The following is a 14,027-nucleotide window of genomic DNA, read 5'->3' on the forward strand; positions in this document are numbered from 1 at the left end:
CGCGGCATCGGCTGTGTAAAAGGATAGCGTATGCGTACTGAATATTGCGGGCAGTTGAATCTGTCCCACGTGGGCCAGGAAGTCACTCTGTGTGGTTGGGTCAATCGTCGTCGCGATCTCGGCGGCCTGATCTTTATTGATATGCGCGACCGCGAAGGCATCGTGCAGGTGTTCTTCGATCCGGACGAGAAAGTGGCGTTCGACAAGGCTTACGACCTGCGCAATGAGTTCTGCATCCAGATCGTCGGCACCGTGCGTGCGCGTCCGGACAGCCAGATCAATAAAGATATGGCCACCGGCGAAGTGGAAGTGTTCGCTCACGCGCTCGAGATCATCAACCGCTCCGAGCCGCTGCCGCTGGACTCCAACCAGGTCAACAGCGAAGAAGCGCGCCTGAAATATCGCTACCTGGATCTGCGCCGCCCGGAAATGGCCGAGCGTCTGAAGACCCGCGCCAAGATCACCAGCTTCGTGCGCCGCTTCATGGACAGCCATGGCTTCCTCGACATCGAAACGCCGATGCTGACCAAGGCGACGCCGGAAGGCGCCCGCGATTATCTGGTGCCGAGCCGCGTGCACAAGGGCAAATTCTACGCGCTGCCGCAGTCCCCGCAGCTGTTTAAACAGCTGCTGATGATGTCCGGCTTCGATCGTTACTACCAGATCGTCAAATGCTTCCGTGACGAAGACCTGCGTGCGGACCGTCAGCCTGAATTCACCCAGATCGACGTCGAAACCTCCTTCATGACTGCCGATCAGGTGCGTGAAGTGATGGAGAAACTGGCGCGTGAACTGTGGCTGGACGTGAAAGGCGTGGATCTGGGCGATTTCCCGGTCATGACCTTCGCCGAAGCGATGCGTCGCTTTGGTTCCGACAAGCCGGACCTGCGTAACCCGCTGGAGCTGGTGGACGTGGCTGACCTGGTCAAAGACGTCGAGTTTAAAGTGTTCTCCGGCCCGGCCAATGACGCCAAAGGCCGCGTGGCGGCGATCCGCGTACCGGGCGGTGCACAGCTGACCCGTAAGCAGATCGACGAGTACGGCGCTTTCGTCAACATCTACGGTGCCAAAGGCCTGGCGTGGCTGAAGGTCAACGACCGCGCCGCAGGTATGGAAGGCGTGCAGAGCCCGATCGCCAAATTCCTCAGCGCGGACGTGCTGGAAGCCGTCCTGGCGCGCACCGATGCGCAGACCGGCGATATCCTGTTCTTCGGCGCCGACAGCTTCAAGATTGTCACAGATGCGATGGGCGCGCTGCGCCTGAAGCTGGGTCGCGATTTGGCACTGACCCAACTCGACAGCTGGGCGCCGCTGTGGGTGGTTGACTTCCCGATGTTCGAAGAAGACGAAGAGGGCGGCCTGGCGGCTATGCACCACCCGTTCACTTCACCGCGCGACATGAGCCCGGAAGAGCTAGCCGCTGCGCCGGTCAACGCCATCGCCAACGCCTATGACATGGTGATCAACGGCTACGAAGTGGGCGGCGGTTCGGTGCGTATTCACCGCAGCGAAATGCAGCAGACGGTGTTCAGCATTCTGGGCATTAACGAACACGAACAGCGCGAGAAGTTCGGCTTCCTGTTGGACGCGCTGAAGTACGGCACGCCGCCGCACGCCGGTCTGGCCTTCGGCCTGGACCGTCTGGTGATGCTGCTGACCGGCACCGACAACATCCGCGACGTCATCGCCTTCCCGAAAACCACCGCGGCGGCCTGCCTGATGACCGACGCACCGAGCTTCGCCAACCCGGCGTCGCTGCAGGAGCTGGCGATCAGCGTGGTAAAGAAAGCCGGTGCGGAACAAGAGAGCGAGTGATGAGTTATAAGCGCCCTGAATCTATCCTGGTAGTGATTTACGCGAAATCCAGTGGTCGGGTGCTGATGTTACAGCGGCGCGACGATACCGAGTTCTGGCAGTCGGTCACCGGCAGCCTGGAGCAGGATGAGTCGCCGCCGCATGCCGCGCAGCGTGAAGTCATGGAAGAAGTCGGCATCGATATCGAAGCAGAGCACCTGCCGTTGTTCGATTGCCAGCGCTGCGTGGAGTTTGAACTCTTTGTCCATTTGCGACATCGCTATGCGCCGGGAACCACGCGCAATAAAGAGCACTGGTTCTGTCTGGCGTTGCCCGAGGAGCGCGATCCGGTGATTACCGAGCATCACGCTTACCAATGGCTTGAGGCGGCAGAGGCCGTGAAGTTGACCAAGTCGTGGAGCAATCAGCAGGCGATTGAAGAGTTCGTGATCAATTCAGTCCAGTAGTTTTTTTCGGAGATTTTTTTATGGCAGGTCATAGTAAGTGGGCCAACACAAAGCACCGTAAAGCGGCGCAGGACGCCAAGCGCGGTAAAATTTTCACCAAGATTATTCGTGAGCTGGTCACGGCCGCCAAGCTGGGCGGCGGCGATCCGGATTCCAACCCGCGTCTGCGCGCGGCGATGGACAAGGCGCTGTCGAACAACATGACGCGCGACACCATGAACCGTGCAATCGCGCGCGGCGTGGGCGGTGATGATGATACCAACATGGAAACCATCATCTATGAAGGCTACGGCCCTGGCGGCACCGCCGTCATGATCGAATGCCTGAGCGACAACCGCAACCGCACCGTGGCGGAAGTGCGTCACGCCTTCACCAAATGCGGCGGCAACCTCGGCACCGACGGTTCCGTTGCCTACCTGTTCACCAAGAAGGGCGTGATCACTTACGCACCAGGCCTGGATGAAGACAGCGTGATGGAAGCGGCGCTGGAAGCCGGTGCGGAAGACATCGTGACCTATGACGATGGCGCCATCGACGTGTTCACCGCCTGGGAAAGCCTGGGCGCGGTGAAAGACGCGCTGACCGCGGCGGGCTTCGAAGCCGAAGCGGCGGAAGTGTCGATGATCCCATCGACCAAGGCCGACATGGATGCGGAAACCGCGCCTAAGCTGCTGCGCCTGATCGATATGCTGGAAGACTGCGACGACGTGCAGGAAGTTTACCATAACGGTGAGATCTCCGACGAAGTGGCGGCGACGCTGTAATCCGGTAAAACGGGCGCCGCCACTCGGCGGCGCCGTGCATGCAAGGTGGATGTAGATATGGCGATCATACTCGGTATCGATCCCGGCTCACGCGTCACCGGCTATGGCCTTATTCGCCAGCAGGGGCGTCAGTTGAGCTATATCGCCAGCGGTTGCATTCGCACGGTGGTGGACGACATGCCGACGCGGCTGAAGCTGATTTATGCCGGCGTCAGTGAGATCATCACCCAGTTCCAGCCCGACTTCTTCGCCATCGAACAGGTGTTCATGGCCAAGAACCCGGATTCGGCGCTCAAGCTCGGTCAGGCGCGCGGCGTCGCGATCGTGGCGGCGGTGAATCAGAATCTGGAAGTGTTCGAGTATGCGGCGCGGCAGGTCAAACAAACCGTGGTCGGCACCGGTGCAGCCGAAAAGGCGCAGGTGCAACACATGGTGCGCTCGCTGCTCAAACTCTCGGCCAACCCGCAGGCGGATGCCGCCGACGCCCTGGCCATCGCCATTACCCACTGCCACCTTAGCCAGAACGTGCTGCGGATGAGCGAAGGGCGGCTGAACCTGGCGCGCGGGCGTTTGCGCTGACGCAAAGCGGTGATTACTCAGGCTGGATATTCATCCAGCCTTTTTTATGTTATAAGCTTTACCAGCAACGGCATGGCAGGGCGCCATGCCCGGTAATTCTGCAGGAGGGTAAATGATAGGTCGTCTCAGAGGAAATATTCTGGAAAAGCAGCCGCCGCTGGTGTTACTGGAGGCAAACGGCGTGGGCTATGAAGTGCACATGCCGATGACCTGCTTTTACGAGCTGCCGGAACTGGGGCAAGAGGCCATCGTGTTTACCCACTTCGTGGTGCGTGAGGACGCGCAGCTGCTGTACGGTTTCAACGACAAGCAAGAGCGTGCGCTGTTCCGCGAGCTGATCAAGGTTAACGGCGTCGGGCCGAAGCTGGCGCTGGCGATCCTGTCGGGCATGTCCGCACAGCAGTTCGTCAGTGCGGTGGAGCGCGAAGAGATCACTGCGCTGGTCAAGCTGCCGGGCGTGGGCAAGAAAACCGCCGAGCGCCTGGTGGTAGAGATGAAAGACCGCTTCAAGGGGCTCAACGGCGATCTGTTCAACAACAGCAGCGAGATCAGCCTGCCGGCCGCCGCCGACAAAACGCCGGAAGCGGACGCGGAAGCCGAAGCCGTCTCGGCGCTGGTGGCGTTGGGCTACAAGCCGCAGGAAGCCAGCCGCATGGTCAGCAAAATTGCCAAACCGGGTGCCGACTGCGAGACGTTGATCCGCGACGCGTTGCGCGCTGCTTTGTAAGGCCGCTAAGAGGTAGATAATGATTGAAGCCGATCGCCTGATCTCCGCCGAACCGATCAACGAGGAAGACGTCCTCGATCGTGCCATTCGCCCCAAGCTGTTGACCGAATATGTCGGCCAGCCGCACGTCCGCGAACAGATGGAGATCTTCATCCAGGCGGCCAAACAGCGCGGTGACGCGCTTGACCACCTGCTGATCTTCGGCCCGCCGGGGCTGGGGAAAACTACCCTGGCCAATATCGTGGCCAACGAAATGGGGGTGAATCTGCGTACCACCTCCGGCCCGGTGCTGGAGAAGGCGGGCGATCTGGCGGCGATGCTGACCAACCTCGAACCGCATGACGTCTTGTTCATCGACGAAATCCACCGCCTGTCACCGGTGGTGGAAGAGGTGCTGTATCCAGCGATGGAAGATTACCAGCTGGATATCATGATCGGCGAAGGGCCGGCGGCGCGCTCGATTAAGCTCGATTTGCCGCCGTTTACCCTGGTGGGCGCCACCACCCGCGCCGGCTCGCTGACCTCACCGCTGCGCGATCGTTTCGGCATTGTCCAGCGGCTGGAGTTTTATCAGGTAGCGGATTTGCAGCACATCGTTTCTCGCAGCGCCGGTTGTCTGGGGCTGGAACTGTCCGATGAGGGTGCCCATGAGGTGGCCCGTCGCGCGCGCGGTACGCCGCGTATCGCCAACCGCCTGTTGCGCCGGGTGCGCGACTTCGCCGAGGTGCGCGCCAACGGCGTGATCAGCGGCGGGGTGGCGGCGCAGGCGCTCGATATGCTCAACGTCGATGCCGAGGGCTTCGACTATATGGATCGCAAGCTACTGCTGGCGATTATCGACAAGTTTACCGGTGGCCCGGTCGGGTTGGACAACCTGGCGGCGGCGATCGGCGAAGAACGCGAAACCATCGAAGACGTGATCGAACCGTTCCTGATCCAACAGGGCTTTATTCAGCGCACGCCGCGCGGCCGTTTGGCGACGCAGCATGCTTACCGGCACTTCGGGCTCGAACGCGAAGAGTAAGTTTTCCATCCTCAATGAAAAAGGGCCGCTAATGCGGCCCTTGTCATATCCCGGTTTTAAATCAGGCCTGCTGTTTTTTGAACAGGCTCAGCGTGAACAGCACGGCGGCGCAGAGCACCACCGAAGGGCCGGCCGGCGTATCGTAAAACGCCGAGAAGGTCAGGCCGCCGGTGACCGCCACCATGCCGAGCAACACGGCGACGCCGGCCATTTGCTCCGGCGTACGCGCGAAGCGGCGAGCGGTGGCCGCCGGAATGATCAGCAGCGAGGTGATGATCAGGGCGCCGACGAATTTCATCGCCAGACCGATGGTCAATGCGGTAATCAGCATCAGCACGGTGCGAGCCCGCGCCAGATTGACGCCGTCGACGTGCGCCAGCTCCGGGCTGATGGTCATCGACAGCAGATCGCGCCACTGCCACCACAGCACCAGCAGCACCACGGCGACGCCACCGGCGATCATCGCAATATCGCTCAGCGTGACCGACAGCAGATCGCCGAACAGATAGGCCATCAGATCGACCCGCACGTTGGACATCAGCGCCACCACCACCAGCCCCAGCGACAGGGCGCTGTGGGCCAGAATGCCGAGCAGGGTATCCACCGAAAGCTGCGGGCGGCGTTCCAGCCACACCAGGGCCAGGGCCAGCAGCAGGGTAATGGCGATCACCGCATAGAAAGGATTGATGTCCAGCAGCAGACCAAAGGCGACACCGAGCAGCGAGGCGTGCGCCAGGGTATCGCCGAAGTAGGACATGCGGCGCCAGACCACGAAGGAGCCCAGCGGCCCGGCGGCGCTAGCCAGCAAAACCCCGGCCAGCCAGCCGGGAAGTAACAATTCGATCATGCTTCGCGGCTCCCGGTTTTCTTCAAGACAATTCTTCCCTGCAGGTCGTGGCGGTGATTGTGATGGTGGCGATACACCGCCAGCTGTTCTGCGCCGCGGTTGCCGAACATGGCGATGAATTCGGGATGCATTGAGACCACCTCCGGCGCGCCGGAACAGCAGATATGCTGATTGAGGCACAACACCTCGTCGGTTTTGGCCATCACCAGATGCAGATCGTGCGAGACCATCAGCACGGCGCAGCCCAGCTCTTTACGCAGCTGATCGATGAGGTCGTACAGCGCCAACTGGCCGTTGACGTCCACCCCTTGCGTGGGTTCGTCCAGCACTAGCAGTTGCGGTTTATTCAGCAGCGCCCGCGCCAACAGTACGCGTTGGTTCTCGCCGCCGGAGAGTTTTTGCATCGGCTGGTCGAGCAGGTGCGCGGCGTGCACGCGCTTGAGCGCCGGCAGAATGTCGGCTTTCTTTACGCCGGGCTTCAATCGCATAAAGCGGCTGACGGTCAGCGGCAGGGTGGCGTCGAGGTGGAGTTTTTGCGGCACGTAGCCGATGCGCAGATCGGGCTCCCTGTCCAGCGTGCCGGCGGTTGGTTTGACCAATCCGAGCACCACGCGCACCAACGTGGATTTGCCCGCGCCGTTCGGGCCAAGCAGCGTAAGAATGCGGCCGGGCTGCAGGCTGAGGGAAATATTCGACAGCACCTTGCGGCTGCCGAAGGCGACGGAGATATTTTTTAGCGTTATCAGTGTGGACATCTCGAGATTACAGGTTGCAGAACGAAGCGGATGTTATAATATCACGCCTTGTTGATGAAAACGATGGGATTACTGATGATGGCACAGAAAAATAAATGGCTGCAGCGCACGCTGCTGGCCAGCGCACTGTTGATGGCCGGCCCGCTGAGCAGCGCTTCCGCTGCAGTGGTGACCTCGATTCGCCCGCTGGGCTTTATCGCTGCGGCGATCGCCGACGGCGTGACGCCGACCGAGGTGCTGCTGCCGGATGGCGCTTCGCCGCACGATTTCGCGCTGCGTCCCTCCGATATCCAGCGCCTGCGCTCCGCAGACCTGGTGCTGTGGGTCGGGCCGGATATGGAAGCGTTCCTGACCAAGGCGCTGGTGCCGATTTCGGCAGACCGCAAACTGGCCATCAGCGAACTGCCGGCGGTGAAACCGCTGCTGATGAAAGGCGAAGATGACGACGATCATGATCATGCAGGTGAAGCGCATAATCATGCCGATGACGATCACGGGCATCATCACGGCGAGTACAATATGCACGTTTGGTTGTCGCCGGAGGTGGCAAAAGTGACGGCGATCGCGATTCACGACAGATTATTGGAACTTATGCCGCAAAATAAGGACAAATTAGACGCAAACCTGCGCCAGTTCGAGAATCTGCTGACGCAAACTGACAAAAATGTTGGTAACATGCTTACGCCTGTGCAAGGTAAGGGTTATTTTGTTTTTCATGATGCTTACGGCTACTTTGAGAAACACTACGGTTTGAGTCCGCTGGGCCATTTCACCGTCAATCCCGAAATTCAGCCTGGAGCACAGCGCCTACACCAAATTCGAACACAGTTGGTTGAGCAGAAAGCGGTATGCGTTTTTGCTGAGCCACAATTCAGGCCGGCCGTAATCAATGCCGTCGCCAAGGGTACCAAAGTGCGTTCAGGAACGCTGGACCCGCTGGGCATCGGCATCGCGCTGGGGAAGGACAGCTACGGGAAATTCCTGACAGCGCTGTCAAACCAGTACGTGAGCTGCCTGAAGTAAAGCTTATGAGGATAATATCGAGTGCAGCAGATAGTCCGAACTATCGCTCTGGCGTATAACAACCTGCCACGGCCCCACCGCGTCATGCTGGGGTCGCTGACAGTCGTCACATTGGCCGTCGCTGTTTGGCGGCCTTTTGTTTATCACCCAGAACATAATCCCATCGCCAAGAACGTCGAGTTAGAATCCAGCCAGTTGCGGTCATTGCTTCCCGAAGCCAGTGAGCCGATCGATGCCGACCAACCCACCCCCGATGACGAAATCCCGCAGGATGAACTGGATCAGAAGGATGCCGGCGATGACGGCGTGCATGAATATGTGGTTTCTACCGGCGACACCCTCGGCAGCATTCTGACGCAATATGGCATCGACATGTCGGATGTCACTCTGTTGGCTTCGCAAAACCGCGATCTGCGTAACCTGAAGATCGGCCAGCAACTGTCGTGGACCGTGAACGACGCGGGCGACCTGCAACAGCTGACCTGGGAGGTTTCTCGCCGTGAAACCCGCACCTATGACCGCGTCGGCAACAGCTTCAAAGAATCGAAAGAGGCGCAGCAGGGCGAATGGCGCAACAACGTGATCAGCGGCCGGGTCAACGGCAGCTTCGTCAGTAGCGCCGGTGATGCTGGGTTGAATCGTAACGAAATCAATGCGGTGATCAAGGCGCTGCAGTGGCAGCTCGATTTCCGCAAGCTGCGCAAAGGCGACCAATTCTCCGTGCTGATGTCGCGTGAACATTTCGACGGCAAGAAATCGCAAAGTCAGCTGTTGGGCGTGCGTATGCGCACCGGCGGCAAGGATTACTATGCGATCCGCGCCGAAGACGGCAAATTCTACGATCGCCAGGGCTCTGGCCTGGCGCGCGGCTTCATGCGTTTCCCGACCATGAAACAGTTCCGCATCTCCTCCAACTTCAACCCGCGCCGCGTGAACCCGGTGACCGGGCGCGTGGCGCCGCATAAGGGCGTCGATTTCGCCATGCCGGTCGGCACGCCAGTGCTGGCGGTCGGTGACGGTGAAGTGGTGATCGCCAAGCGCAGCGGCGCGGCGGGCAACTATGTGGCGATCCGCCACGGCCGCCAGTACACTACGCGCTATATGCATCTGAAAAAGTTGCTGGTGAAACCCGGCCAGAAAGTGAAACGCGGCGATCGTATTGCGCTTTCCGGCAACACCGGGCGCTCCACCGGGCCGCACCTGCACTTTGAACTGTGGACCGGCCAGCAGGCGGTGAACCCGCTGACGGCCAAGCTGCCGCGTTCCGAAGGGCTGAGCGGCAAAGACCGCAGCGATTATCTGGCGCAGGTGAAGGAAGTCGTTCCTCAACTGCAGCTGGATTAACGTCCCCCTTTTCCGGCGCTTCGGCGCCGCTAATTTCATCGGCCTGATTGCGGGCCGATGCTGTTTTATCTGGGCGGTTCGCGGTTGTTAATTGCAAAATCGGTGATGGCAATTATGATTAGCCGAATCGCTAAGCCAAGAGCATGTGCATGCAAAACGAGAAGAAATCGAACGTAGAGTTCATCCCGCAGTTTCAGAAAGCCTTTTTATCTCCACGCTACTGGGGCGTGTGGTTGGGAACCGGTCTGATGGCCGGCATTTCGCTGGTGCCTGCGCGCCTGCGCGATCCGGTGCTGGGCGCGGTCGGCAAACTGGCCGGTAAGCTGGCGAAGGGGGCGCGCCGCCGCGCCCGCATCAACTTGCTTTATTGCTTGCCGGAGCTGCCGGAAAGCGAACGCGAACACATCATCGACCAGATGTTCGCCTGCGCGCCGCAGTCGATGGTGCTGATGGCGGAACTGGCCTGCACCAAGCCGGAGAAAGTGCTCAAGCGCGTGCGCTGGCACGGCGAAGAAGTGTTGGACAGGATCCGGGCGGAAGGGCGCAACGTGATCTTCCTGGTGCCGCACGGCTGGGCGGTGGATGTGCCGGCGATGTTGATGGCCGCGCGCGGCCAACCGATGGCGGCGATGTTCCACAATCAGCGTAATCAGCTGATCGACTACCTATGGAACGCCGTGCGCCGCAAATTCGGCGGCCGTATGCACGCGCGCAACGACGGCATCAAACCCTTTATCAGTTCGGTGCGGCAGGGTTATTGGGGCTATTACCTGCCCGATCAGGATCATGGCGCGGAGCACAGCGAGTTCGTCGATTTCTTCGCGACCTATAAGGCGACGCTGCCGGCGGTGGGGCGGCTGATGAAGGTGTGTCGTGCGGCTATCGTGCCTTTGTTCCCGGTGTACGACGGCAAAACCAGCATGCTGGATATCTATATTCGCGAGCCGATGGATGACCTGGCCGAAGCCGACGATCCGCGCATTGCTCGCCGCATGAACGAAGAGGTGGAAAATCTGGTGGGCCCGAACCCGGAGCAGTACACCTGGATCCTCAAACTGCTGAAAACGCGTAAGGAAGGGGAGATTGAACCTTACTCGCGCGATGATCTGTACCGTTAATTTCTTCTGTCGCTAACGCCGGCCGGGTCTCACCCGACCGGCGTCTCTTCAAATGTGCACCATACAGCCGCGCGCCCGCAGGATGTCGACGACTTTCGGCGTGTGGGTGAAATCGTTCCAACGCAGGTCCAGCTTGCGCAGCCGGCTCAGTTCGCCAAGGCTTTCCGGCAGGTCGCTTAGGCGATTGGCCCGCAGATCCAGGCTTCTTAGCGCCGTCAGCTCACCGATATTATCCGGCAGCTGCGTCAGCTGATTGAAACGCAGGCTCAGCTCGCTCAATCGCGGCAGGCGGCAGAAGGCTTTCGGCAGCGCGGCGATGGCGTTGTTCGTCGCATCGAGAACCTCCAGCTCGCTGAGCAGGACGATCTCCGCCGGCAGCGTGGTCAGGGCGTTTTTCATGATATGCAGTTCCCGCAGCGCGCGCAGTTGCCCGATTTCGGCCGGCAGGCTGCGGATGCGATTGTTGTATAAACGCAGCTCCTGCAATGCCGCAAGCCTCGGTATCGCCTGTGGCAACGCGGTCAGATGGTTGTCGGTCGCGTTGAGATAGACCAGCTGTTGCAGCTGCGCCAGCGAGTGCGGCAGACAGCAAAAGCCGTTATCGCTCAAATAGAGGTATTTCAACCGATGCAGTTGGCCCAGCGCCTCGGGGAGCTCGCTGGCGCGATTGTGGCCAAAGTCGAACATCTCGAGCTGTTGTAACTGGCCAATCTCCGGCGGCAGGTGGCAGATCTGATTGCAGGAGATGTTTAGCACCTGCAGGTTGCGGTGTTGCAAGATAGAGGCGGGGAAGGCCGTCAGCTGATTGTCGTACAGGCTGATTTTGCGCAGCGCATGGCCGGTTAGCTGCGATTCGTCGAGCTGCGTCAGGCCGCGCCCATCGAGATCGAGCGCATCACCGGTCGAGGCGGGATTGTGTTGGTGGAGCATGGCGTTCTCCGTCGTTTATGGCGATGTCAGGGCAAAAAAAATGCCGGCCATCGTGGGACGGCCGGCATTTCGTCTGCGGCGTGGATTACTCGACGCGCAGGATACGGCTGGTATTGGTGGTGCCGACGGTTTCCATCACGTCGCCCTGGGTGACGATCACCAGGTCGCCGGAAACCAGGAAGCCTTTGTCGCGCAGGCGATTGACGGCTTCGTTGGCGGCGATCACGCCGTCTTTGTGGCTGTCGAAGTACACCGGCGTTACGCCGCGATACAGTGCGGTCAGGTTCAGCGTGTGTTCATGACGGGACATGGCGAAGATCGGCAGGCCGGAGCTGATGCGTGACATCATCAGCGCGGTGCGGCCGGATTCGGTCATGGCGATCAGCGCGGTGACGCCTTTCAGGTGGTTGGCCGCATACATCGAAGACATGGCGATCGCCTCTTCGATGTTGTCGAACTGCACGTCCAGACGGTGTTTGGAAACGTTGATGCTCGGGATCTTCTCGGCGCCGAGACAAACGCGCGCCATTGCCGCGACGGTTTCCGCCGGGTATTGGCCGGCAGCGGTTTCCGCCGACAGCATGACGGCATCGGTGCCGTCCAGCACGGCGTTGGCCACGTCCATGACCTCGGCGCGGGTCGGCATCGGGTTGGTGATCATCGACTCCATCATCTGGGTCGCGGTGATCACCGCGCGGTTCAGGGTGCGAGCGCGGCGGATCAGTTTCTTCTGAATGCCGACCAGTTCCGGATCGCCGATTTCGACGCCCAAATCGCCACGGGCGACCATCACCACGTCGGAGGCCAGAATGATGTCGTCCATCGCTTCGTCGCTGCACACCGCTTCGGCGCGCTCAACCTTGGATACGATCTTGGCGTTGCAGCCTGCGTCGCGCGCCAGACGGCGGGCGTAGTTCAGGTCTTCGCCGGTGCGCGGGAAGGAAACCGCCAGGTAGTCGACGCCGATCTTGGCGGCGGTAACGATGTCCGCCTTGTCTTTTTCGGTCAGCGCTTCGGCCGACAGGCCACCGCCGAGTTTATTGATGCCCTTGTTGTTGGACAGCGGGCCGCCAACGGTCACTTCGGTAAATACTTTCATGCCCTGAACTTCGAGCACTTTCAGCTGAACGCGGCCGTCGTCGAGCAGCAGGACGTCGCCCGGCACCACGTCGGCAGGCAGGCCTTTATAGTCGATACCGACTTTTTCTTTGTCGCCTTCGCCTTTGGACAGGTTGGCGTCCAGCAGGAATTTATCGCCCACGTTGAGGAAAATCTTGCCTTCCTTAAAGGTGGATACGCGGATTTTTGGCCCTTGCAGGTCGCCGAGGATAGCGACGTGACGCCCCAGTTTGGCAGCGATTTCGCGCACTTTGTCAGCGCGAGCCTGGTGATCTTCCGGGCTGCCATGGGAGAAGTTGAGCCGAACTACGTTGGCGCCGGCGGCAATGATCTTTTCCAGATTATTGTCGCGGTCTGTAGCCGGACCCAGGGTGGTAACGATTTTGGTTCTTCTGAGCCGTCTGGACATGTATTACTCCGTTGACTGGTGAAGCAAATATTGGTGTTGCGATAACGTCGGATAACGAAACCAGGCGTGAAATGTAATTTTACAACACTGATATTTCACCCGGGTTACCCGCATGAGCGTGTTAACAGGGTACAGCCTCTGATGCCGCCATTCAAATGTCTGTTGAACGGCGATTTTTTCTTCGTAAGGTTACGAGTCAAAACTGTTGGGAATGACCACGCCTTTATCAAAGCGCGATTCTTTGAGCGCTTCTTTGACCCGCTTCAAGTTATCTCTGAATTTAGCCCCTCTGCGCAAGGTAAATCCGGTGGCGAGCACGTCAATGAGCGTTAATTGCGCGATCCGCGACACCATCGGCATATAAACGTCGGTGTCCTCGGGCACGTCGAGCAGTAAAGCGAGGGTCGCCGCCTGAGCGAGCGGGGTATCGCGCGAGGTGATGGCCAGCACCGTGGCGTCGTTTTCGCGCGCCAGCTGGGCCATCTCCACCAGATTCTTGGTGCGGCCGGTGTGCGAGATCAACACCACTACGTCGCCTTCGCCGGAGTTCATGCAGCTCATGCGCTGCATGACGATGTCATCGAAGTAGACCACCGGGATGTTGAAGCGGAAAAATTTGTTCATCGCGTCGTGCGCCACCGCCGCAGAGGCGCCCAGGCCGAAGAAAGAGATCTTTTTTGCCTGGGTGAGCAGGTCAACCGCACGATTGATTGCGGCAATATCCAAATTTGCCTTTACTGTATCCAGGCTGGCCATCACCGACTCGAAGATCTTGCTGGTATAGGCATCGACGCTGTCATCTTCCTCGACGTTACGGTTTACGTAAGGCGTGCCGTTGGCCAGGCTCTGGGCGAGATGCAGTTTGAAGTCGGGAAAGCCTTTAGTATCAAGGCGGCGGCAAAAACGGTTGACGGTGGGTTCGCTGACGTCGGCCATGCGCGCCAGCGTAGCGATGCTGGAGTGAATGGCGGTCTGCGGGGAGGCCAGGATCACCTCGGCGACTTTCCTTTCAGATTTGCTCAGGAGTTCCAGATGGCTCTGGATTTTGTCCAGCGTATTCATATAACGAGAGTCACTCATGGTTTTATCCCTGTGGCTTTCAAGCGACAGCGTCGAATTTCGTCCGT

General features: G+C 59.7%; 14 protein-coding genes. 9 read left to right on the forward strand and 5 right to left on the reverse strand.

Going from position 1 to position 14,027, the window contains the following annotated elements; translation table 11 throughout:
* Window positions 1–30: 30 nt before the first annotated feature.
* The 6 genes from aspS to ruvB all read left to right on the forward strand — a co-directional run bounded on the left by aspS (window position 31) and on the right by ruvB (window position 5,355).
* Window positions 31–1,815: an aspartate--tRNA ligase gene (gene aspS / locus ACRAWE_RS05585; protein ID WP_019452809.1), complete on the forward strand. Its 1,785-nt coding sequence runs from the start codon at window positions 31–33 to the stop codon at window positions 1,813–1,815.
* The gene (gene nudB, locus ACRAWE_RS05590) at window positions 1,815–2,261 is read left to right on the forward strand and encodes a dihydroneopterin triphosphate diphosphatase (protein ID WP_019452808.1); all 447 of its coding nucleotides are present in this window, start codon (window positions 1,815–1,817) and stop codon (window positions 2,259–2,261) included. Before aspS ends, nudB begins: the two co-directional genes overlap by 1 nt.
* A 20-nt stretch (window positions 2,262–2,281) precedes the next feature.
* A complete protein-coding gene (locus ACRAWE_RS05595; protein WP_004932370.1) occupies window positions 2,282–3,025 on the forward strand; it encodes a YebC/PmpR family DNA-binding transcriptional regulator in 744 nt (247 codons plus the stop codon).
* A gap of 57 nt (window positions 3,026–3,082) precedes the next feature.
* Window positions 3,083–3,604, forward strand: coding sequence for a crossover junction endodeoxyribonuclease RuvC (gene ruvC / locus ACRAWE_RS05600; RefSeq protein ID WP_004932367.1), 522 nt, complete (start codon window positions 3,083–3,085; stop codon window positions 3,602–3,604).
* A gap of 112 nt (window positions 3,605–3,716) precedes the next feature.
* A complete protein-coding gene (gene ruvA / locus ACRAWE_RS05605) occupies window positions 3,717–4,331 on the forward strand; it encodes a Holliday junction branch migration protein RuvA (protein WP_004932365.1) in 615 nt (204 codons plus the stop codon).
* 19 nt (window positions 4,332–4,350) lie between these two features.
* Window positions 4,351–5,355 carry a Holliday junction branch migration DNA helicase RuvB gene (gene ruvB, locus ACRAWE_RS05610; RefSeq protein ID WP_019452807.1) on the forward strand — a complete coding sequence of 335 codons (1,005 nt, stop codon included), beginning with the start codon at window positions 4,351–4,353 and terminating at the stop codon, window positions 5,353–5,355.
* Window positions 5,356–5,416: 61 nt separating this feature from the next.
* On the opposite strand, the gene znuB is transcribed toward ruvB, so the two are convergent.
* Entirely contained in the window at window positions 5,417–6,202 is a 786-nt protein-coding gene (gene znuB / locus ACRAWE_RS05615) for a zinc ABC transporter permease subunit ZnuB (protein ID WP_019452806.1), read from the reverse strand.
* Entirely contained in the window at window positions 6,199–6,957 is a 759-nt protein-coding gene (gene znuC, locus ACRAWE_RS05620) for a zinc ABC transporter ATP-binding protein ZnuC (RefSeq protein ID WP_346403103.1), read from the reverse strand. Before znuC ends, znuB begins: the two co-directional genes overlap by 4 nt.
* A gap of 78 nt (window positions 6,958–7,035) precedes the next feature.
* Between znuC and znuA the strand changes: the two genes are divergently transcribed.
* The 3 genes from znuA to lpxM all read left to right on the forward strand — a co-directional run bounded on the left by znuA (window position 7,036) and on the right by lpxM (window position 10,442).
* Window positions 7,036–7,980: a zinc ABC transporter substrate-binding protein ZnuA gene (znuA, locus tag ACRAWE_RS05625; protein WP_198636076.1), complete on the forward strand. Its 945-nt coding sequence runs from the start codon at window positions 7,036–7,038 to the stop codon at window positions 7,978–7,980.
* A 21-nt stretch (window positions 7,981–8,001) separates the two neighbouring features.
* A complete protein-coding gene (gene mepM / locus ACRAWE_RS05630) occupies window positions 8,002–9,324 on the forward strand; it encodes a murein DD-endopeptidase MepM (RefSeq protein WP_063918482.1) in 1,323 nt (440 codons plus the stop codon).
* 149 nt (window positions 9,325–9,473) lie between these two features.
* The gene (gene lpxM / locus ACRAWE_RS05635) at window positions 9,474–10,442 is read left to right on the forward strand and encodes a lauroyl-Kdo(2)-lipid IV(A) myristoyltransferase (RefSeq protein ID WP_019452803.1); all 969 of its coding nucleotides are present in this window, start codon (window positions 9,474–9,476) and stop codon (window positions 10,440–10,442) included.
* 48 nt (window positions 10,443–10,490) lie between these two features.
* On the opposite strand, the gene ACRAWE_RS05640 is transcribed toward lpxM, so the two are convergent.
* The 3 genes from ACRAWE_RS05640 to ACRAWE_RS05650 all read right to left on the reverse strand — a co-directional run bounded on the left by ACRAWE_RS05640 (window position 10,491) and on the right by ACRAWE_RS05650 (window position 13,962).
* Window positions 10,491–11,372 carry a leucine-rich repeat domain-containing protein gene (locus ACRAWE_RS05640; protein WP_019452802.1) on the reverse strand — a complete coding sequence of 294 codons (882 nt, stop codon included), beginning with the start codon at window positions 11,370–11,372 and terminating at the stop codon, window positions 10,491–10,493.
* An 85-nt stretch (window positions 11,373–11,457) separates the two neighbouring features.
* On the reverse strand, window positions 11,458–12,900 hold the full coding sequence (pyk, locus tag ACRAWE_RS05645; RefSeq protein WP_019452801.1) for a pyruvate kinase: 1,443 nt from the start codon (window positions 12,898–12,900) through the stop codon (window positions 11,458–11,460).
* Window positions 12,901–13,089: 189 nt separating this feature from the next.
* The gene (locus tag ACRAWE_RS05650) at window positions 13,090–13,962 is read right to left on the reverse strand and encodes a MurR/RpiR family transcriptional regulator (RefSeq protein WP_019452800.1); all 873 of its coding nucleotides are present in this window, start codon (window positions 13,960–13,962) and stop codon (window positions 13,090–13,092) included.
* Between the last annotated feature and the right edge of the window lie 65 nt (window positions 13,963–14,027).

Source organism: Serratia sp. BFP-2025 (assembly GCF_050880365.1).
GTDB lineage: Bacteria > Pseudomonadota > Gammaproteobacteria > Enterobacterales > Enterobacteriaceae > Serratia > Serratia surfactantfaciens.